This window comes from Microbacterium istanbulense (assembly GCF_037204145.1).
In the GTDB taxonomy this organism is placed as follows: Bacteria; Actinomycetota; Actinomycetes; order Actinomycetales; family Microbacteriaceae; genus Microbacterium; species Microbacterium istanbulense.
The window spans coordinates 61433-81133 of sequence record NZ_JBBDGN010000004.1 but is presented as its reverse complement, the minus strand read 5'-3'; the positions used below and the strand labels follow the sequence as shown (position 1 = coordinate 81133).

21 protein-coding genes are annotated in these 19701 nt (G+C 67.0%); 12 read left to right on the top strand and 9 right to left on the bottom strand.

Features of this window, described 5'->3' with window-relative positions; all coding sequences use genetic code 11:
- Nucleotides 1-35 precede the first annotated feature (35 nt).
- The 3 genes from WDU93_RS06100 to WDU93_RS06090 form a co-directional block, all read right to left on the bottom strand.
- Nucleotides 36-473 (bottom strand): hypothetical protein, encoded by a 438-nt coding sequence (locus WDU93_RS06100; RefSeq protein WP_337318622.1) that lies wholly within the window; start codon nucleotides 471-473, stop codon nucleotides 36-38.
- 873 nt (nucleotides 474-1346) lie between these two features.
- Nucleotides 1347-2231, bottom strand: coding sequence for a DNA-processing protein DprA (locus WDU93_RS06095; protein WP_074040858.1), 885 nt, complete (start codon nucleotides 2229-2231; stop codon nucleotides 1347-1349).
- Between the two features lie 97 nt (nucleotides 2232-2328).
- Nucleotides 2329-3981 (bottom strand): ParB N-terminal domain-containing protein, encoded by a 1653-nt coding sequence (locus WDU93_RS06090; protein ID WP_337318619.1) that lies wholly within the window; start codon nucleotides 3979-3981, stop codon nucleotides 2329-2331.
- 565 nt (nucleotides 3982-4546) lie between these two features.
- Between WDU93_RS06090 and WDU93_RS06085 the strand changes: the two genes are divergently transcribed.
- The 4 genes from WDU93_RS06085 to argS all read left to right on the top strand — a co-directional run bounded on the left by WDU93_RS06085 (nucleotide 4547) and on the right by argS (nucleotide 9061).
- Nucleotides 4547-5635 (top strand): ArdC-like ssDNA-binding domain-containing protein, encoded by a 1089-nt coding sequence (locus WDU93_RS06085; protein ID WP_074040860.1) that lies wholly within the window; start codon nucleotides 4547-4549, stop codon nucleotides 5633-5635.
- 5 nt (nucleotides 5636-5640) lie between these two features.
- A complete protein-coding gene (locus tag WDU93_RS06080; RefSeq protein ID WP_074040889.1) occupies nucleotides 5641-6384 on the top strand; it encodes a DUF2637 domain-containing protein in 744 nt (247 codons plus the stop codon).
- On the top strand, nucleotides 6381-6815 hold the full coding sequence (locus tag WDU93_RS06075; protein WP_074040861.1) for a hypothetical protein: 435 nt from the start codon (nucleotides 6381-6383) through the stop codon (nucleotides 6813-6815). The genes WDU93_RS06080 and WDU93_RS06075 overlap by 4 nt, the downstream gene beginning before the upstream one ends.
- Before the next feature lie 557 nt (nucleotides 6816-7372).
- Entirely contained in the window at nucleotides 7373-9061 is a 1689-nt protein-coding gene (gene argS, locus WDU93_RS06070; RefSeq protein ID WP_420064044.1) for an arginine--tRNA ligase, read from the top strand.
- A gap of 91 nt (nucleotides 9062-9152) precedes the next feature.
- Here the strand turns inward: argS and WDU93_RS06065 are convergent, their stop codons facing one another.
- The gene (locus WDU93_RS06065) at nucleotides 9153-9986 is read right to left on the bottom strand and encodes an SDR family NAD(P)-dependent oxidoreductase (RefSeq protein WP_074040862.1); all 834 of its coding nucleotides are present in this window, start codon (nucleotides 9984-9986) and stop codon (nucleotides 9153-9155) included.
- Between the two features lie 81 nt (nucleotides 9987-10067).
- Here WDU93_RS06065 and WDU93_RS06060 point away from each other — a divergent pair, with 81 nt between their 5' ends.
- The 6 genes from WDU93_RS06060 (at nucleotide 10068) to WDU93_RS06035 (ending at nucleotide 14598) form a co-directional block, all read left to right on the top strand.
- Entirely contained in the window at nucleotides 10068-10685 is a 618-nt protein-coding gene (locus WDU93_RS06060) for a TetR family transcriptional regulator (protein WP_243755000.1), read from the top strand.
- Nucleotides 10686-10790: 105 nt separating this feature from the next.
- Nucleotides 10791-11438, top strand: coding sequence for an acrylate utilization transcriptional regulator AcuR (acuR, locus tag WDU93_RS06055; protein ID WP_074040864.1), 648 nt, complete (start codon nucleotides 10791-10793; stop codon nucleotides 11436-11438).
- Entirely contained in the window at nucleotides 11435-12421 is a 987-nt protein-coding gene (acuI, locus tag WDU93_RS06050) for an acrylyl-CoA reductase (NADPH) (protein ID WP_200829309.1), read from the top strand. Before acuR ends, acuI begins: the two co-directional genes overlap by 4 nt.
- Nucleotides 12422-12457: 36 nt before the next feature.
- Nucleotides 12458-13099, top strand: a complete 642-nt coding sequence (locus tag WDU93_RS06045) for an SDR family oxidoreductase (protein ID WP_074040865.1) — start codon at nucleotides 12458-12460, stop codon at nucleotides 13097-13099.
- 12 nt (nucleotides 13100-13111) lie between these two features.
- Nucleotides 13112-14065, top strand: coding sequence for a TIGR03571 family LLM class oxidoreductase (locus tag WDU93_RS06040; RefSeq protein WP_074040866.1), 954 nt, complete (start codon nucleotides 13112-13114; stop codon nucleotides 14063-14065).
- Between the two features lie 47 nt (nucleotides 14066-14112).
- The gene (locus WDU93_RS06035) at nucleotides 14113-14598 is read left to right on the top strand and encodes a Dps family protein (RefSeq protein WP_074040867.1); all 486 of its coding nucleotides are present in this window, start codon (nucleotides 14113-14115) and stop codon (nucleotides 14596-14598) included.
- A 79-nt stretch (nucleotides 14599-14677) separates the two neighbouring features.
- On the opposite strand, the gene WDU93_RS06030 is transcribed toward WDU93_RS06035, so the two are convergent.
- Nucleotides 14678-15088: a RidA family protein gene (locus WDU93_RS06030; protein WP_074040868.1), complete on the bottom strand. Its 411-nt coding sequence runs from the start codon at nucleotides 15086-15088 to the stop codon at nucleotides 14678-14680.
- 76 nt (nucleotides 15089-15164) lie between these two features.
- Between WDU93_RS06030 and WDU93_RS06025 the strand changes: the two genes are divergently transcribed.
- Nucleotides 15165-15539, top strand: a complete 375-nt coding sequence (locus WDU93_RS06025; RefSeq protein ID WP_074040869.1) for a winged helix-turn-helix transcriptional regulator — start codon at nucleotides 15165-15167, stop codon at nucleotides 15537-15539.
- Nucleotides 15540-15582: 43 nt separating this feature from the next.
- Here the strand turns inward: WDU93_RS06025 and WDU93_RS06020 are convergent, their stop codons facing one another.
- Genes WDU93_RS06020 through modA form a run of 4 tightly spaced genes read right to left on the bottom strand, consistent with a single transcriptional unit; the run spans nucleotide 15583 to nucleotide 18439 of the window.
- A complete protein-coding gene (locus tag WDU93_RS06020) occupies nucleotides 15583-16161 on the bottom strand; it encodes a hypothetical protein (protein ID WP_143181275.1) in 579 nt (192 codons plus the stop codon).
- Nucleotides 16142-16870, bottom strand: coding sequence for an ABC transporter ATP-binding protein (locus WDU93_RS06015; protein WP_160126272.1), 729 nt, complete (start codon nucleotides 16868-16870; stop codon nucleotides 16142-16144). The genes WDU93_RS06020 and WDU93_RS06015 overlap by 20 nt, the downstream gene beginning before the upstream one ends.
- Entirely contained in the window at nucleotides 16867-17673 is an 807-nt protein-coding gene (locus WDU93_RS06010) for an ABC transporter permease (protein ID WP_200829310.1), read from the bottom strand. The genes WDU93_RS06015 and WDU93_RS06010 overlap by 4 nt, the downstream gene beginning before the upstream one ends.
- Complete coding sequence (modA, locus tag WDU93_RS06005) at nucleotides 17651-18439, bottom strand: molybdate ABC transporter substrate-binding protein (protein WP_074040873.1); 789 nt, start codon at nucleotides 18437-18439, stop codon at nucleotides 17651-17653. The genes WDU93_RS06010 and modA overlap by 23 nt, the downstream gene beginning before the upstream one ends.
- A gap of 173 nt (nucleotides 18440-18612) precedes the next feature.
- Here modA and WDU93_RS06000 point away from each other — a divergent pair, with 173 nt between their 5' ends.
- Entirely contained in the window at nucleotides 18613-19701 is a 1089-nt protein-coding gene (locus WDU93_RS06000; RefSeq protein ID WP_074040874.1) for a ThiF family adenylyltransferase, read from the top strand.

Below are 19701 nucleotides of genomic sequence, written 5' to 3'. Positions count from 1 at the left end.
CGTCAGAGTTAAGGAGGGCTGTCGGCCGGTGTCTCTCACTGCGCGAGCAAGGTGTGCCTTACGTCACCGGTAATGCGGCGGCGTTCGGCGACGGTGTGGGTCGGCGCCGTTCGACCTTCTGCGACGGCGATGCGGCGTTCGTTGCGGATGGCGGCGCGGACGGCGAGGTTCTCGTGGCCGCGGGCGATGAGGAGACGGATGGTCGCCGTCACGCCGTGGACGGCGAGTTTGAGGGCGGTCCACCAGAAGACGAGCATGCCGAGGTAGAGCCATTCGGTATGTCCGAGGCGGACAGCACCGTAGCAGCCGATCCCGACGACGAAGTACAGGGCGCCGAGGAGCACGGCGGGCACGCCCCAACGGTGGCCTCGCCGCGTGCGTAGGAGCGTGACGAGTCGATTGCTGGGGAGCCACCGCTGGCACCAGTTGTAGACGGCGGCGGCGGGGCGCATGGCGAGTGAGATGAGGAACATCAGGGGCCTCCTTCAACGGTCGAGCACATTCGTGCTCGGTTGTGTTGTTGGTGGCTGGGCCCCTTCGCACCGATGGTGCGTCCTGAATCCTGAAGCATGTAATTGCCCGCCGGGTGCTGTCGATGGTACCGGGTGTTGCATGGTGCCGCTAGGGCTTCCTTCTTGCGGTGCATCGGGTCCGTGCAGGGATGTTACAGGTCGCGGATGTGCGGGCGCGAGGCGTGCAGCACGCTTGGAGCTGCCGGGGCCTTTGCTGTGTGCAACATGCTGCGGGGGCTTCGTGTTGCGGGTGTGATGTGCGGGCTGTTGTGCGCGTGCGTGTTGCGGAGCACGTTCGCCTCGCCATCGCGTATGGCGGGCGCGGTGCCGGGGTGTTTCGGCTCCGGTCGCCGTTGTCGGCGGTGTGAGCGCCGGTGGTGGTGAGGCTCGATCCCTGTTCGGCCGTAGCGCGAGCTGTGGAGTTGCGCGCGTGGTGATTTCTCGGGCCCGGGTCGATGTCTCGGCAAGTTTCAGGCGCGGGCGCGCGTGCGGTGTCGGCTGTTTTATCGAGCGAGAGCGGGATCGCTGCGTAGCGGCGGCGAGGTCGCATCGACGCGGGCGCGGAAGAGGCTTCTGCCGCAATAATGCTCGATCGGCGTGTAAATGCAAGACGTGTATCCGACTGTGAGAAGAGCGGGTGCGGAGCGTGGTGGAGGAGGTCCGCGGGGCCGGTTTCGGGTCGAGCGGAGGCGGAGCTGGCGCCGGGTGCTGGGTGCGTGGGCTGGTCATGGTGCTGGCGGCGAGGGTCGGGCGCAGGGTGCGGTGTGAGAGGGGTTCGGGCGGTGCCGACCGTGGCTTGGTAACGCGGTCGGCGCCGTCCGGGGGTGCTGGCGGTTACTCGTCCACGGTGGGGGCGAGGTCGTCGGCGCTGGTGATGAGGCGGGCGATGCCCGCTTGGATGAGGAGGTGGCATCCCGTGCTGGTGGTGCTCGTGATCGGGCCGGGCACTGCTCCCACGGTGCGCGCGAGGCGGTGCGCGGTGTGCGCGACCTGGGGTGCGCCCGAGCGCGCTCCGGCTTCCACGATCACGGTTGCAGCGGCGAGCGCTGCAAGGATGCGGGTGCGTGCAACGAACCGGGAGCGGGTCGGTGCAACACTCGGCGGGGTCTCGGTGAGCACGAGGCCCTGCTCGGTGACCTGATGTAGCAGGCCGGTGTTGCCTGCCGGGTAGGGGCGGTCGATGCCGGATGCGAGGACGACGATGGGGTGTCCGGATGCGGCGAGGGTTGCGCGGGTGGCGACGGCGTCGATCCCGTACGCGCCTCCGGTGATGATGCTGCGCCCGGTACTGGTGAGGTCGTGGGCGAGTTCGGCGGCGGCGTGGTCGCCGTAGCTCGTGGCGGCTCTGGCTCCGGTGATCGTCACGGCTCGGGCGGGGGTGCCGGTGAGGAGGTCGAGGTCTCCGGATGCCCAGAGAGCGACGGGGCGTTCCGTGCCGAGGTCGTCGAGCCCGGTGGGCCATTCCGGGTCCGTGGGGATGAGTACCCGGTGGGTGCCGTCTGCGGCGCTGTCGAGGGCGTCGATCACGGTCTGTTCTGCGATGGCGGGCGGGAGCGTATCGAGGGTGTGCTGGACGACGGCGGGGCCGTTGGTGCCGGTGAGACGGACGGCGGGCGGGTTCGGTTCGCCGGGGATGGTCAGACAGGCCAGCGCGATGCGTGCGTAGCGTTCCTGCTGGTCGGGGTCGGCGGTGATGCGGTCGAGAATCTGGGTGCTCATGATGTCTGCTCCTGTGAGGTCGCGAAACGGAAAGAGGGAGCGGGGCCGGTCACCGACGGCGATGCGATGGCCGGCCCCTGTGGTTATTGACGGCGGGTCAGGCGGCGTCTGCGACCTCGGCCCCAGCGTCGGTCGCGTTGTCCTCGTCTGTGCCGCGTGCCTCGGTGGCGTCGGCGGCGTCCGTCTCGGTGGACGGCTCCTCGTCGTCGGCGGGGTTCTCGAGCGCGGTCACGTCCTCCGGCCCGTTCTCCTCGTCGTCGGCGTCACTGGTTGCCTCGTCCTCGTCCGTGCCGCTCTCCTCGTCGGCGGCATCCGTTTCCTCGGTGGGGGTCGGAGCGTCCTCGCCGGGGGTGGCGCTGTCGGGGTCGGTGATGAGGGTTTCGACGTCGGAGAGGGTGTATCCCCATGCGGCGAGCTGGTCGAGGTACTGGCGGATGGACTCGTTGGGGTTGCGCCAACTGTTCTTGTCGGTTGCCGCTTCCATAGCGCCGAGTGCGACGGCGAGCAGTGCGTGTCCGGCCTTGGTCGGGGTGGCCTGGGTCATCGCGGCGATGGGGTGCGGCTGCCCGTAGTGGCGCTGACCGTCGAGGCCCAGGAGGGTCGCGGCCATGTCGTGCCCGTCGTTTGCGGCGCGGGCGACCTCGTAACGGCTGTCCGCGATCACGGTTGCCGCGAACGCGAGCGCCTGAGAGGGCAGACGCTTCCGGCCGAGCAACTTGGTCACCCATGCGCGGCGCACCTTCTCCGCGCTGACCCATGCCTTGTTGTTCGCGACGACGCGGCGACGTTCGGCCTTCTCCTCCTCGGTCATCGCCCCGGATCGGGTGGTGGGCTGGCTGTGCCGGATGGAGGTCAGGCCGTGCTCACGCCAGTTCACAACGACGTGCGCGACGTCGATGCTCCCCCACCGCTCCCCGATAGCGACGGCGTGCCCGACCTTCCCGGCGTAGTTCTCCTCGGTGACGCGCTCGCCGTCGGCGGTGAGGAGGTCATGGAAGAACGCCACGTCCTCGTCGCCCCATGCCGGGTAGTCCACGACGATGTATCCGTCTGCTTCGTACTGGGCGCGCAGGGCCGCGATTTCCTCCTTGGTGGCCTTGTCGTCCAGGTGCCGCTGGGCGTAGTGGTCGAACGATTCCGGGTCGCGTGCGGCGATGCTGGTGAGTTCGGCCAGCGCGTCGGGGTCGTCCTCGAACTCGGTGAGTATGAGTGCCTGATCGAGGGTGAGGGCGTGCTGGGCTACGGCGGTCTTGGCGATGTCGCTTTCGGCGACGGCAAGACCGGTCTTGACGGTAGTGCGCTTGGTGCCGGTCTGCTTGGCGATCGCGGTGACGCTCATCCCGTCCAGCGCCAACTGCCGCCATGCCTCGGCCCGGTCGGTGTCGGTGAGGCCTGCGCGGTGTTCATTGGTGATGTACTGCTGGATGATGCGGATGCGCTTCTCGTCGGAGGCGTCCACGACATAGACGGGCACGTCCTCGGCGTCTGCCTCGCGGGCGGCGAGGGTGCGGCGCTGACCGTCGCGGACGATGATGTTTCCGTCCTGGTCGGGGTGAGCGAGGATGGGCACGATCACGCCGTGGAGCTTGATCGAGTTGACGAATGCCCGGTCGAGGTCGACCTGTGAGCGGATGTTGTCCTCCACGACGAGGGCGTGGGGGCTGATCCGGCGAACCTCCGGTCCTTGCACCGTCTCCTCAACGGGGGTGAGGTCTGCGGCCTGGGTCGGGGTGGTGTCGATGATGGTCATGGCTCTCGGTTCCTTTCCTGAATCCCGGAGGGCCGTCACACCTGGTGGTGTGGCTGTTCCCTCCCTGCCATTGCCTTTCGGCACATGCCGAGAAAAGGGGCCAGGAATGAATGCGCAAGGCCGAAGAGTCAAAAAATCTCCTCCCCCACGCCAGGGGAAGGAGATCTACTATCGGGGAGATTTTTTGCGTGCCTTGCGCAGAAGGGAATGGTCCCGCACAATCAAGCAGCCGAAAGGCAATCCGCAGGATTGCCCAACCAGTGCTGCCACCGCGTCAGCGGTGACCGCCTGACTTTCCGTGCAGAAGCGGCGACAGCGCCAGCCCGCAACTCGGGAGGAATCTGGACACGCGACGGCGAACAGGATGAGCGGCGGAGAGTAGCGAGAGGGCGATGGCGGCTCGGGAGTGCCGGGCACCCGGGATGGTTACTCGCGGGACAGCAGCAGGTTCCCGAGGTCACCTCCAGCACGGACTTGTGGGGTGTGACGCGCGCACCTGTCCTCACGAATAGCCGATCCGAGCGTGGTCGGTGCGGACGTGAAGGCGGTGGTCTGAGTGGCCCGAATGAGACGTTCACCGGCCGAGGTGCAGGCGGCGCGTGAAGCCAAGCTCGACGAGATGGCGGAGAAGCTCGAGACTGCCGTCGCGGGGCTGACGACGGGTGAGGATTGGAAGAGGGCAATCGAGTTCGCGGCCCGGTTCAGATCTCGGAGTTTTCGGAACACACTGCTGATCTACGCCCAGCACACCGACGCATACGAACAGGGACGAGTATCGACGCCGGTGCCGACGTACGTAGCGGGGTTCAACCAGTGGAAACAACTCGACCGGTCGGTCGACAAGGGCCAATCCGGGTACATGATCTACGCCCCGGTGATGGGGCGATTCGCGTCGAAAGATCCCTCCGATCCGATGTCGTGGCGCAGACTGCAAGCCCGGGAGAAACCTGCAGCAGGCGAGGTGGTGCGTTCGAGGATCGTCAACGTGAAGCCCGCCTACGTGTGGGATGTGACGCAGACCAGCGGGTCGGAGATCCCGGAGCGGCCAATGCCGCGGCTGCTCGAAGGAGAGGCGCCGGCCGGGCTGTGGGCGGGGCTCGCCGCCCAGGTCGCGACGGAGGGATTCGAGTTGCAGGACGCGGTGGATGCGACTTCCATCTGGGGAGCGAATGGCGTGACGATCTACGACACGAAGGTTGTCGCAGTTCGCGCGGACATGGACGATGCAGCGCGGGTGAAGACGCTGGCGCACGAACTCGGGCACGTCCGCATGCACGACCCGGCTGAGGCCGTCACCCATCATCGAGGCATCCGAGAGGTAGAAGCGGAGTCGGTGGCGATGATGATCGGCGCGGCGCACGGCATGGACACCAGCGACTACACGATTCCCTACGTCGCGACGTGGGCGCAGTCGGTGGCGGACAAGGAACCGGTGGACGTGGTGCGCGAGACCGGCGAGCGGGTGCGTCGCGTGGCACTGGAAATCCTCGACAAGCTGCCGGATGCGGGCATCGGCGATGGGTACCCGCCCGGGCTTGACCGCACCGGCCCCGACGCTGAACGGGAGACGTCGCGGGCCCGGACGGTGGAGTTGGGTACGGCGACTCCGGTGCGCACGACGGCGACGGTCGACGTCTCCGTGCCGGCGCTGTGACGGGTATGCCGCAGCGTCGGATGGGTGCCTGGGTCGTCGGTGCCTCGATCATCGGCACGGTGCTGCTGGGAGTCGGCGCGTTCTGGCTATCGTTCACCGCGCTCGCGGACCTCGCGTCCCGCGCGGGCACCGCGGTGGGGCTCGCGTGGGTATGGCCGTTGATCGTGGACGGGGTAATCGTCATCGCGACGATGTCGGTGGTCGCCTTGTCACCGTATGGGCGGGCGGCGACCCGGTATCCATGGCTGCTGTTGGCCGGGGCGGCGCTGGTGTCGATCACGGCGAACATCACGCACGCACTGGTCGCCGCTGACGACACCGTGCCCGGCATAGTGGCGGCACTCGTGGCATCGGTGCCACCGATCGTACTGCTTGCGGCCACGCACTTGACCGTGGAGCTGGGCCGCTACCGCCGCGCCGTGCCGACCGTCGGTGAGGATGCCGATGTCGTCCCGGCCACGACCCTGATGCAGGAAGGGAGGTTGGAGCGTACGCCGGTTCGAGCGTTGGCGTCCGGAACAGTGAGCACAGCAGTCACAGCGGAAGACACGCACGCGGCATCATCTACGCCGAGCCGGGCGCCCGCGGATATGGGCGGGCCTGAAGAGGCGATCCGATTGAGCAAGCGGGGTCTGTCGAACCGACAGATCGCGTTCGAGCTCGGTGTCCATCCGACGACCGTCGGACGGTGGCTGAAATCAGTCGAGAAGCGGTCCGAGACCGCAGTGGAGAAAGAGGAGGAATCATGAACACGGCTGACGACGAGCGGTACATCCCGCTGAAGCAGGATGGCAGGGATTCAGTAGTGACTGTGGCGTCTGAACGAACGGCCGGGCCGGAGCATGTGGAGACGGCGCAAAGGGATTCGGACGCGCTGGCTCGCTTGTCGGACCCGGCGTTGGCGGCGCGTCGGGAGCGCATCGCCGCTCAGGTGAAGGATCGTTCGCGGCTGACGTGGATGCCCGCATCGGAACTGATGCGACACAGCAGCCAACGTGCCGCGGACGCGATCAGTCACGGGCAGGAGAGACTGCACCGGGCTGTGCGGGACGCCACGGTAGCCGGTACAAGGAAGGTGGCGCAGGCCGTCGGCGAGCGGGTACGAGAGTTGGGCACGCCCCGCCCCGTCATCGGGCGACCGCAGCAGAGCGAACCTGTGGTGACTCGTCAGAGCATCTGAGCGGCACCGCGTCGGAGACCGACGCCTTGTGCACTGCGCAGCGGAGGGCCAGTCGATCCGGCGGGCGCGTCGAGTTCGCTGATGTGCGGGAGGTCAGACGCGACATACGCAACTTTTGGTCTTTGGGGTCCAGTCTGCGTCTAGGGTGGTCTACAGGGCGGCCCTACGCTGTCCGGCGAGGCCGTGAGGACGGTGGACACATTGAACGTGACTAGCCCGGGCCACGTAACCGGGAATCTGAATTCGCAAAGCAGGCGAAGCCCCAGCGAGCGAAGCAACACGGATGCTCTCACTCGACCACAGCGCGGCGAGCGTTGCAGTGAGCCCCTTTCCACGCTGCTCGACCGGGTGCCAATAGGCTGGACCCGTGTTGTCTACAACGGACGTCCCTACGGACTAGCTCGAACGGAGCACGCAGGCGGACGAAGCGTCAGCATCTACGCCGAGGAACTAGGGGGAAATGATCTAGTCAGCGCCAATGTGTACCGGACTCAGGACGCTGACTGCCTCCGGGCCTGTGAGATGCCTGACGCAAAGGTTCTCGCATTCCTACGCGGGTGGTCCCCGGGGTGACAAAGGGTCTCGCCGCCGCTCTCCTCGCCGTCGTCGCGCCGATCGCCGCGCGGCGATGCCCGGAGAAAGCGCTCGTTCTCAGCGCCACCGACATTGTGCTGGAACGTCCACGGAACCGCGATCATGGTGACTGGGCCAGCAGCATCGCCATGAAGATCGCCAAGCGTCTCGGTGCGGACCCGTACGAGCTGGCGCGGGAGATCGCCGAGGAGCTCGCCTCGGCCGACGGCATCGCGTCGGTCCAGGTGGCGGGACCTGGCTTCATCAACATCCGCGTCGAGGCGGGAGCCGCGGGCGCTCTCGCGAAGACGATCGTCGAGGCGGGCGTCGACTACGGCCGCAACGACACGCAGATCGGCAACACGATCAACCTCGAGTTCGTGAGCGCGAACCCCACGGGCCCGCTGCACATCGGCCACACCCGCTGGGCCGCGCTGGGCGACAGCATCGGCCGGGTGCTGCAGTTCTCGGGCGCGACGCTGGCGCGCGAGTTCTACATCAACGATGCCGGCGTGCAGATGGACCGCTTCGGCGCCTCCGTGCTGGCCGCGATAAAGGGCGAGTCCACGCCCGAGGGCGGTTACCCGGGCGAGTACGTGACGGAGCTCGGTCGTCGCGTGCTCGAGGCGCGTCCGGACATCCTGAGCCTGCCGGCCGACGAGCAGCTCGTCGCCGCGCGCGATGACGCGTACGCGCTGCAGCTGACGGAGATCGAAGGCTCGCTCGCGAAATTCAACGTGCACTTCGACGTGTGGTTCTCGGAGCGCGTGCTGCATGCCGCGGGCGAGGCGGGAGGGCCGGGCCTCGTCGACCGCGCCGTGGACCGGCTGCGCGCGCAGGGCTACGTCTTCGACCGGGACGGCGCGGTGTGGGTGCGCACGACGGACTTCGGCGACGACAAGGATCGCGTCATCCGCCGCTCCAGCGGCGAGTACACCTACTTCGCCGCCGACGCCGCGTACTACCTGAACAAGGGCGACCGGGGGTTCGCGCACAAGATCTACCTGCTCGGCGCCGATCACCACGGCTATGTGCACCGCCTCAAGGCGCTCGCGGGTGCGGTGGGCGAGGACCCCGAGAAGGACGTCGAGATCCTGATCGGCCAGCTCGTCTCGATCGGCGGTGCCAAGCTCTCGAAGCGCGCGGGCAACATCATCGAGCTCGATGACCTGCGCGAGTGGCTCGGCACCGACGCGCTGCGCTACTCGCTCGCGCGCTACCCGGCCGACTCGCCGCTGTCGCTCGACCCCGACCTGCTGCGCAAGCGCACGAACGACAACCCCGTGTTCTACGTGCAGTACGCGCACGCCCGCACGCACAACGTGGCCCGCAACGCCGCCGACGCGGGCGTCGACCGCTCCAAGTTCGCCCCCGAGCTGCTCACGCACGAGACCGAGTCGGCGCTGCTCGGCGCTCTGCAGGAGTTCCCGCGCGTCGTGGCGTTCGCCGCCGAGGTGCGCGAGCCGCACCGCGTTGCCCGCTACCTGGAGGAGCTCGCCGGCCTGTACCACCGCTGGTACGACAACTGCCGCATCACTCCGCTCGGCGATGACCCGATCGAGAGCGTGCACCGCACGCGTCTGTGGCTGAACGACGCCACCGGACAGGTGCTGCGCAACGGCCTCGGCCTGCTGGGTGTTTCGGCGCCCGAGCGGATGTGGCCGACTACCTGAGTGCTTGCGCGGAAGATGCCCGCCCAGAGGGGCCGCCGGGTGATCGATCAGCTCCCTCTGACGTGAGGCCGCGCTCTCCTGCACCCCTCCTCTATCGGGAGTGAAGGAGGCGCTCGCTCGCCGCCCAGAGGTCGCGCGCGAGTGTCTCGTCGTAGGCCTGGCGGTTGGCTCGGCGGACGCGACGCCGTACGAAGTACTCGCCGGATGGGTAGTCGGTTCCGGCTTCAGCGTCTGCGAGCCAGACGAGCGTGTCGGCGCCTTTGTCCGGGGTCTGGAGGATGCGCCGTCCGATCCAGGTCTGGTAGACGAGACGGAGGCCGGCGCCGGCCTCGGTGGAGAAACTGGTCGCGATGTTGCCTGGGTGGAACGCGGCACTGGCCAGGCCGCGGTCTGCGTAGCGGTGGTGCAGTTCCCTGGTGAACAGGATCTGCGCGAGCTTTGCGTTGCCGTACGCGGTAACGGGGCTGTACCGCTTCTGACCGTTCAGGTTCGCGAGGTCGATGCGCCCATAAGCGCGGTTCGCGACGCTCGAGGTGTTGATGACCGAAGCGCGGGATTCGATCAGCCTCTCCATGAGCAGGCTCGTCAAAAGGAATGGTGCGAGATAGTTCACCTGGAAGGTAACTTCATGCCCGTCGATGGTCAGTTGCCGGTTCCTGCCGAACACGCCACCGGCGTTGTTGGCCAGGACATCGATGCGCGGGTGACGTTCGAGGAGCAGGTGCGCAAGCGCGCGCACCTGCTCGAGTTCTGCGAAGTCTGCCACGTGGAACTCCTGCTCGAGCTCTTGCGCAATCCGCTGCGTCTTCTCGCGGCTGCGTCCCACGAGAACGATCCGATGGCCCCGTGCGGAGAGGGCGCGGGCCGCTGCCGCGCCGATGCCGTCACTGGCTCCCGTGATGACGATGACTTTTCGTGTGGGCATCCTGCAGCCCGCCTTCCCGGGACTGTAGTCCCCTACATGACACTGTAGTTTCAGTTTCGGGATGACAGTAGCATGAGTGGCATGCTTGAGGATCCTCGCCCACCTGTTCGACCGACCGCTCGGGCTCTTGCGCGAAGCGCGGTGGCGAACCATGTCGCGGAGACAGCCTTCGAGCTCTTCGCGGACCGCGGATACGAGAGCACGACAGTTGACGACATCTGCATTGCTGCAGGAGTCTCCCGCAGCTCGTTCTTCCGCTACTTCCCGACGAAGGAACAGGCACTGCTCAGGCGAGTAATCGGCTTCGGCGAGGAGATGCGCGAGGCACTGGAGAAGCGCCCCGAGGTTGAGACGCCGTGGACCGCACTGCGCCGTTCGCTCGATCCACTGCTCGCGATCTACAGCACGGACCCCGACCGCGCGATGCGCGTCGCACAGATGCTCACCGGCACGCAGGCTCTCGCCGTGCACCACGCGACAAAGGTCGCGAGTTGGCGCGACACGCTCGGCCCCGAGGTCTCACGCCGACTGGGCAACCAGTCGGACGACCCCCGCGACCCCCGCCCGGGGGCTTTGATCGCCGCGACGTTCGGATATCTCGACGCCGCGATCGCCGCGTGGGCTCAAGGAGACGGAGCCCTGCCACTCGCAGCCGTCCTCGATCACGCCATGGCGGCCATCGGCAGCGATCCCACCTGACGCGCCCCGCCAGCCAGTGGCCGATCCCTGCCCCGATTAGCCGATCTCTGCATGCTCTGCGCTCACTCGTAGATATTTAGAGACGGTCGGTCTAAATTCGCTGTCATGACCGACATCGCAGCTCGACCCCGCCGGGGACGCCCCCCGAAGATCCCTCGCGAGCACGGGGACACGCGCGAGGCGCTGCTGCGTTGCGGCATGGCGGTGCTGACGATGCAGGGCATCAGCGCGACCGGCATCGACACGGTCCTGAAGCGCGTCGGCGTGCCGAAGGGCTCCTTCTACCACTACTTCGACAGCAAGGACGCGTTCGGGTTCGAGGTGCTGCACCGGTATGCGGGCTACTTCGCCCGCAAGCTCGACCGATGGCTGCTCGAAGAGGGCCCATCTCCGCTGGAACGCCTGGCGCGGTTTGTGAACGACGCCAAGGCCGGCATGGTGCGACATGACTTCGAACGAGGTTGCCTGGTCGGCAATCTCGGCCAAGAGGTCTCCACCCTTCCCGAGGGCTACCGTGAAGCGCTCGAAGACGTGCTGCGCGACTGGGAGCGTCGCGTCGCGGCGTGCCTGCGACTGGCCGCAGACGCAGACGAGATCCCGCCCGGCTCCGACTGCGACGAGCTGGCGTCCTTCTTCTGGGTGGGCTGGGAAGGCGCGATCCTTCGCGCCCGCCTGACCCGCGACGTCCGACCGATGGGCGTCTTCTTCGCCGGCTTCCTCGCATCCATCCGTTTCCGTCCCGAGGGAGCATGATGTTCAGCGCAATCTCCATCGCCAAGGCCGACGCCGGATACCAGGCAACGCTGCGCGAACTCGACGACAGCGAGCTACCCGACGGGGACGTCACGGTTCGCGTGTCGTACAGCGGTCTGAACTACAAGGATGCCCTCGCGATCACGGGGAAGGCGCCGGTCGTGCGTCGCTTCCCGATGGTGCCCGGGATCGACCTCGCCGGGGTCGTGGAACACAGCGACAGTCCCTCCTATGCGCCTGGTGACCGGGTGCTGGTGAATGGGTGGGGCATCGGCGAGACGCACTGGGGCGGCCTCGCCCAGCGAGCTCGCGTGAGTGCGGACTGGCTCGTGCCGGTTCCTGATGCGATCTCGGAGCGGCAGGCGATGTCGATCGGCACGGCCGGATACACGGCGATGCTCTCCCTCATGACCCTCGAATCGCATGGCCTCACCACTGATTCGGGTGACGTCCTCGTCACGGGCGCGAACGGTGGGGTCGGCGGGTTCGCGATCGCGCTGCTGGCATGCGGCGGCTACTCGGTCGTCGCGTCGACCGGCCGTCCCGCTGAAGCCGACTACCTGCGCCGCCTCGGCGCTACGACGATCATCGACCGGACAGAGCTATCCGAGCCCGGCCGGCCGCTCGGCAAAGAGCGCTGGGCGGCTGCGATCGACTCCGTCGGCAGCCATACCCTCGCCAATGCCTGTGCCGGGACGAAGGCGGGCGGCGCCGTCGCCGCATGCGGGAACGCACAGGGCATGGATCTACCCGCCACCGTCGCGCCGTTCATTCTACGCGGGGTGCGTCTGCTCGGCATCAACAGCGTCACCCAACCTCACGACAAGCGCGTCGCAGCGTGGAACCGCCTGGCCGCAGAGCTTGACCTGGACCTGCTGCCCGCTATGAGCCGCGAGGTTGGCCTGAGCGAGGCCCTCTCCGTTGCCGATGACCTTCTGGACGGGCGCGTCCGCGGCCGGATCGTCGTCGACGTGAACCGCTGACCATCCCCAAGACCACACAAACGAAAGAAGAAGATCATGACGAAGATCACCGTGCTCGGAGCCGGCGGACGTATCGCAAGACACGCCATCGCCGCACTGCTGGAAGAGCCTGCCAACGAGCTGACCCTGTACCTGCGTCGCCCGGGGAGCCTGGCTGACGTGCCCGCCGACCGCGTCCAGGTGATCGAGGGCGACGTCCTCGATGAAGACCTCCTCACGCGTACCGTCACGGGGCAAGACATCGTGTACGCGAACCTCGGCGGGGGCGACATCGAAGCTCAGGCCCGCGCCGTCGTCGCAGCGCTGACCGCCGCGGGAACGCGACGGTTGATCTGGATATCCACCCTCGGCATCTACGACGAGGTGCCCGGCGAGTACGGCAAGTGGAACCACCGGATGCTCGACGGCGGATACCTGCAGACCTACAGCGCCGCCGCGAAAGTGATCGAGGAGTCCGACCTCGACTACACGATCATCCGTCCCGCCTGGCTGTCAGATGACGACGAGGTCGACTACGAGCTGACCCAGAAGGATGAGCCCTTCCAGGGCACCGAGGTGTCCCGCAAGAGCGTCGGCGCGCTCGTCGCCGAACTCGCCAAGAACCCGGCCGACAGCGTCGGCGCCTCGCTCGGCGTGAACAAGCCCGGCACCGACGGCGACAAGCCCTCCTGGTACTGAACGGACCATGCCATGACCGCTCTAGACTCACTCACCAAGGACGGCTTGTCCCTCGGGATCGAGCTGCCCCTGGACAACGACCTCGCTCGACGAGATGTCTCGGGTCAGGGTCTCTTCCCTGATCTGACCCGGCATCAGGAGAGGGCACAGCTCGCCGACCGGCTCGGATTCCAGGCCCTTTGGCTCCGGGACGTGCCGATGTGGCGACCGCGTGACTTCGGCGATGCCGGACAGATCTTCGACCCCATCCCCTACCTCGGCTACCTCGCCGCATCGACCGAGCGCATATTGCTCGGCACGGCAGGGATTGTGCTCCCGCTGCGGCACCCTGTGACGCTGGCAAAGGAGGCCGCCACCGTCGACGCTCTCTCCGGTGGGCGGCTGCTGCTCGGCCTCGCCTCGGGCGACAGGCCGGGCGAGTACCCGTTCTTCGGAGCCGATTTCGATCGCCGTGGAGAGACCTACCGCGAAGGCGTGCGTGTCATGCGTGAGATCTGGGAGCAGGCGGCGCAGGGCCGGATCGATCAGGACTCGTTCCTGCCCGCCCCTGTGGACGGGACGATTCCACTGATCGGGATCGGTGGCGCGCAGCAGTCCCCGGCGTGGGCGGCCGAGAATCTCGACGCGCACATGACCTACCACCGTGCAGGCCCGCAGATGCGCGCCGTCGCCGCGCAGTGGCGGGCGATATCGCTCAAGCCGTTCATGACGAACCTCTACCTCGACCTCGCTGAGAACCCGGATGCACCCTTCGAGCCCATCCGCCTCGGCGCACGGGTCGGCACCACCGGTCTCACCGATTACCTCACGGGACTGGCCTCGGCAGGGATCGCGCACATCAACCTGGTGCTGCGGCCGGGACGCAGAGATGTCGAGGACGTCATGGAAGAGATCGGACAAGACGTCATCCCCGCCCTCCGAGCCCGAACCGCATCAGAGCCAGCCGGCGCAGACATCCGATCGTGACCGAGTCCACCGAATCAAGAAACCAACGAGCAGGGAGAACGATTGATATGAGCAGCACAGACACCATCGCCACGACCGCGAGCGACCCGACGGCGGTTGTCGCGACCGCGCAGTTCCTCACGCCCGTCGTGCTCGGCCTTCAGGCACTGACGATCAACGCCAAGCAGGCGCACTGGCACGTGCGCGGCGCGAACTTCGTCGGCGTCCACGAGTTGCTGGACACCATCGCGAGCAACGCGGGCGATTTCGCCGACGCGGCGGCGGAACGCATCGTCGCGCTCGGGCTCCCGCTCGACGCCCGTGTGAGCGCTGTCGCCGAGAAGGGCGCCGTCACAAGCGTCCCGGCGGGATTCGCGAGCTCAGACGACCTCGTGCATGCCGTGATCGCGGACATCGACAGTCTCCTCGCCGATGTCCGCGCAGCGGTCGATGGCCTCGACGGCATCGACCTGACCAGCCAGGACGTCGCGATCGAGATCCAGCGCGGACTCGACAAGGACCGCTGGTTCCTCGTGTCACACGTCGCCGCCTGACCGATGTCCCGAGGGGCGCCTCTCACCGATCCGGTGAGAGGCGCCCCGAGTGTTACGCCGTGCCAGCGAACGAGACGAGCTAGTCGAGAATCGCGGTGACTTCGAGCTCGACGAGAACGTCGGGCTCGAAGAGGTAGTCGACCCCGATGAGGGACGCAGGCGGCAGGGGCTGCGGCAGTTCCAGCTCCTCAGCGACGCGCGCGATCCCGTCCATGAAGGGCGCGATCCTCTCAGGTGCCCAGTCGGTGACGTAGAACGTCATCCGAAGCACATCCTCGAAGGACGCGCCCGCGCCGGTGAGCGCGCGAGCGGTGTTGCGCAGCACCTCCGCGACCTGGCCTGCGAGGTCCCCGGCCGCGAGGGGCTCTCCCTCTGCGCTGCGGGCGACCTGCCCGCTGATGTGCAGATGGCGCGTACCGGTGCCGACGGCGACATGATCGTAGGGCGTGCCGGGCTGAAGGCCGGCAGGGCTGAAGCGTGCAACTGACATGGAAGGTCCTGTTCGTCCGTAGTGGTTTACCATTGATACCTGGTAGGCGAAAGACACTTCAAGGAGACCTGGTTACATGGGCGATACCGCCGTGCGCGAGGACGAGCTGCGTATCGCAGCGCCGCACCGCGAGTTGCTCGACCAGGTGCTCGATAAGTGGTCGCTCAGCGTCCTCAACGAATTGTGCGAACGGCCGTCTCGATTCAACGCTTTACGACGTGCCATACCCGGCGTGACGCAGAAATCCCTCACGGCGACGTTGCGAAGGCTGGAGCGGAACGGTGTCGTGCAACGTCGGGTCATCAGCACACGTCCGGTGTCCGTCGAGTACCGGATCACGACGCTGGGCAAGACGTTACGGGCGCCAGTTGACGCGCTCATCGCCTGGGCGGATGAGCAACTGCCGGCCATCGAACGAGCACGCATAGCCTTCGACGAAGACGAGCAGTAGACGTCAGAACACCTCTCCCATCGAGGCTCGGCAGTAATCCGACTCAGCGATCTGCCGGATCGTCCGGTTCTGCGCCGTCCCTGTCTCTCATCCCGGCGTCAACCATGCCCATCGTCGCATCGAACTGCGTCATGACCAGCGCCGCGGTGCTCGCGAAACCGCATGCGAGAAGGATGAGCAGTGAGGGCACGAAGTCATCCGGTGCGGGCACCCAGCCGCCCAGTGTCCACGGCAGGACCATGGCGATGACGATGCCGAAGCTCGAGGCCCATTCGTTCACTACGAGAGAGCGAGAGGAGCCGGCCCCGCCTCTCGCGAGGATGCGCCGCCCCGTTTCGACGGTCATCGCGACCAAGAGGATGCCGAGGGCGATGAAGCTCAGCGCGCCCCAGAGAGCATCAAGTGACGCGAGCGCGAGCGGGACGAGCAGAGGGATGGAGTACGCCGTGAACACCCAGCGAATCGATGAGCGAAAGTACCGGTCCGCGGCCTCCGATGCCGCCAGCCGACGATGCATCTCCGAGTCGATGTAGAAGAACACGCCCACGATGAACGTGCCGAGCATCGTGCCCGATACTCCGGCCAGCCCCAAGAGGAAGTCGTTATCCGCGTTCGGCATCATCTGCGTCCCTCTTTCCCACGAATCGAGCAGCCCATGCTGTGGCAGGTTTTCGAGTCACGTCGGCGAGAGCTCCTTGCTGCACGATGCGCCCTGCATCGAGGACGACGATCTCGTCGGCAAGCGCATCGACGTCTTCGCGGTCATGAGTGACGAGGATCGTCGGTCCGCCGAACTCACGCAGATGCACGCCGAGGTCGGCACGCACCTCGTCGCGGAACTCCACGTCCAGAGCCGCGAGCGGTTCGTCGAGGAGCAGTGCTTTCGGTTCGGATGCGAGGGCACGAGCCAGCGCTACGCGCTGTGCCTGCCCGCCGGAGAGTGCGCCCGGGTATCTCTCCGCCAGGTCGATCAAGCCGAAGCGGGACAGCCAACGATCTGCGCTGCGCCGGGCCGCGGGCCACCTGCTGCCGCGGGCTCTGGCGGAGAAGGCGACGTTCTCGCGCACCGTCAGGTGCGGGAAGAGGAGCAGGTCTTGGAACATGACGCCGATTCCACGCTGCGCGGCGGGAAGGGATGCCAGGTCCCTGTCTCCGAGCCGCACTGCCCCGTCCACCTCCGTGAAACCCGCGATCGCTGCGAGGATGCTGGTTTTTCCGGCCCCGTTCGGACCGACAACCGCGAGTACACGGCCGGGCTCTGCTCTGAGTTCGATGATCACGTCGAAAGCGGGGCGTCGAATACGTGCGGAGATCGTCAGCTGTGCAGTCATACGGTTCCTGGCAGCCATCGGTCGCGGAGCGCGAGGAGAACGCTCAGCGATACGGCAAGCAGCACGAGGGCGAGTGCGATCGCGGTGTCGGGGTCGGAGTTCATCGCGAGATAGGAAGCAATCGGGAGTGTGCGCGTCACACCCGGGAAGGAGCCCGCGAACGTGATGGTCGCACCGAACTCGCCAAGCGCGCGGGCGAAGCAGAGCACGGCACCGGCCGCGATCCCGGGTGCCGTCAGCGGTACGGTCACGAGACGAAAGATCTGCCACGGGCTGGCACCCAGCGAAGCAGCCGCAGTCTCGCTGCGACGGTCTGCCGATCGCAGCGCGCCTTCGACGGCGAAAACGAGGAAGGGCATAGCCACGAACGTCTGCGCGAGCACGACGGCGCCGGTGGTGAAAGGGATGGTGACGCCAACCTGCGTGAGCCATTGCCCGAGGAGTCCGCGCCGACCCAGCAGGAGAAGCAAAGCGATGCCGCCGACGACGGGAGGCAGCACCAGCGGGACGGTGATCGCCGCACGCAAGAGGCGCCGCGGCAACACCCGCCAGCGAACGGAACGGCTCAGCAGCACCGCCAGCGGGATACCGAGGACGAGGCTGAGGCCGGTCGACAACGTCGCCGTGAGCAACGACAGCCCCAGAGCCTGCAGAACCTCCTGTCGGACGAACAGCCCGGCGAGATCACCCCAGGGTGCGCGCAGGATCAGTCCGAGCAGCGGCAGAACGAGCAGCGCGAGACCGACTACGCCGAGAGCGAGGACGACCGGCTGCAGCCGTTCACGGGGCCGCGAAGCCGGCATCCTCGAAGACCTGACGTGCCTCATCCGAGCGGAGGAAGTCGATGAATGCCTGCGCGGCGTCCGGGTTCGTCGCCTCGGCGAGAAGGGTGAGCGGGTACTTGTTGATCACCTGCTGCGCCTCGGGCACGTCGATGCCCTCTACGGCACTTCCTGCTGCGACGACGTCGGTCACGTAGACCAGCGCGGCGTCGACCTCACCGAGAGAGACTTTCGTCAGAGCGGCGCGGACATCCTCCTCGAGAGTGTCCGGTTGGGCCTGGACTCCGGATAGGTCGAGCAGCGACTGCGCTGCAGACCCGCACGGCACTGCGGTATCGCACAATGCGATCGTCAGTTCGGGCCGGGCGAAGTCGGCGAGACCGGTGATCCCGGCGGGATTTCCCACGGGAACCGCGATCTGCAGTGTGTTGGTGACCAGCACTCCCGGGTCGACCGCCAAGCCAGCATCAACGACGGACTGCATCGTCGCCTCATTCGCCGAGAAGAACACGTCAGTCGGAGCACCAGAGATGATCTGCTCGGCAAGCGCCGACGACCCGCCGTAGCTAGCGGCGATGTCGACATCCGCGTTCGCATCCTCGAATCTCTCCGCGAGGACGTCCATCACGTCGGTCAAGGACGCGGCGGCCAACACCGTCACCGTTCCGGAGATCATGTCATCATCGCCCGCTCCGGCATCGGACTCATCGTCTATTGCGCCGGGCGATGAGCAGCCGGCGAGCAGAAGGATGGCGGCGAACGCGGCAAGAAGAGAAGGGGCGCGCAAGACAGGAACTCCTCTGGGAATCGGCTGGTCAGGCGAACGAAGTCCGCGACCTGTCTCAACCCTCCCGCAGCCGAGCTCGTGGGAATGGTCTGCGACTGCGGGAGTTTGTCTGCTCCCTGCTGTCTCGACGCTCCCGGCCTCGTCTGCTGGGGCCGGCTCCCTAGCCTGAGGACATGCCAGTCGATCCGCTCTCGCCGATCTTTCAGAGGCAGCGCGTCCTCGCGGAGTTCGGTGTGCCCGCTCAGGAGCGCCTGGCGAGAGCGCATGTGCTCGTGATAGGCGCGGGCGGCTTGGCGAGCACCCTATTGCCGGTCCTTGCTGCTGCCGGCGTCGGCACGCTCACGATCGTCGATGACGACACTGTTGCCGAATCCAATCTGCACCGGCAGACGATGCACACGCCGGGTGACGTCGGCCGCGGCAAAGCTGCCTCGGCCGCCACGAGGCTCGCGGCGCTTGCTCCTGATGCTGAGGTGCGCGCCGTTGATAGGCGTTTCGACGCTGTGACAGCTGAGGATCTGCTGCACGGTGTGGATGTCCTCGTCGATGCCAGCGACAATCCCGCGACGGTGCTGCTGGCAGACCGTGTTGCCGCTGAATGCGGCATCCCGCTGGTGTGGGGATCGGCGCTGGGATACGCCGGTCAGGCCGGAGTGGCGTGGGATGCCAGGGGCACCGATTACCGCGACTTGTTCCCGCACGGCTCCGATTCCGATGCGGACACCTGCGACGTGATCGGCGTGCTGCCGAGCGTCTGCGCCGTCATCGGGGCCTTCATGGCGACCGAGGCGCTCAAGCTGCTCACCGGCATCGGAGACCCGTTGATCGGTCGGGTCGCTGCGTACGACGCCCGCACCGGTCGCACCCGCGAGATCGTCTACCGGCGTGACGAATCCACGCGCGCCGCAGTGCAGACCGCGACGCCCGCTCCGCAGCCCTCGGATCAGAATGATGTCTCCCCCGAAGAACTGCGCGACCTGCTCATGACGTCCGAACCGCCGCTGCTCGTCGATGTGCGAGAACCGTGGGAAGCCGAGATCACGTCGATCCCGGGGAGCGTGCTGATCCCCCTGGGCGAGCTTGCCAGTCGGACTCGAGAACTCGGCACCGGTAATCCGGTGGTGCTGTACTGTCACCGCGGCGGACGCTCGCGTCAGGCGCTCGATCTGCTTCTCCAACTCGGATTCTCTGATGTGCGGCATCTCACCGGAGGAGTCGACGCCTGGGCAGTCCGCGTCGATCCCACGGCGAGCAGGTATTGA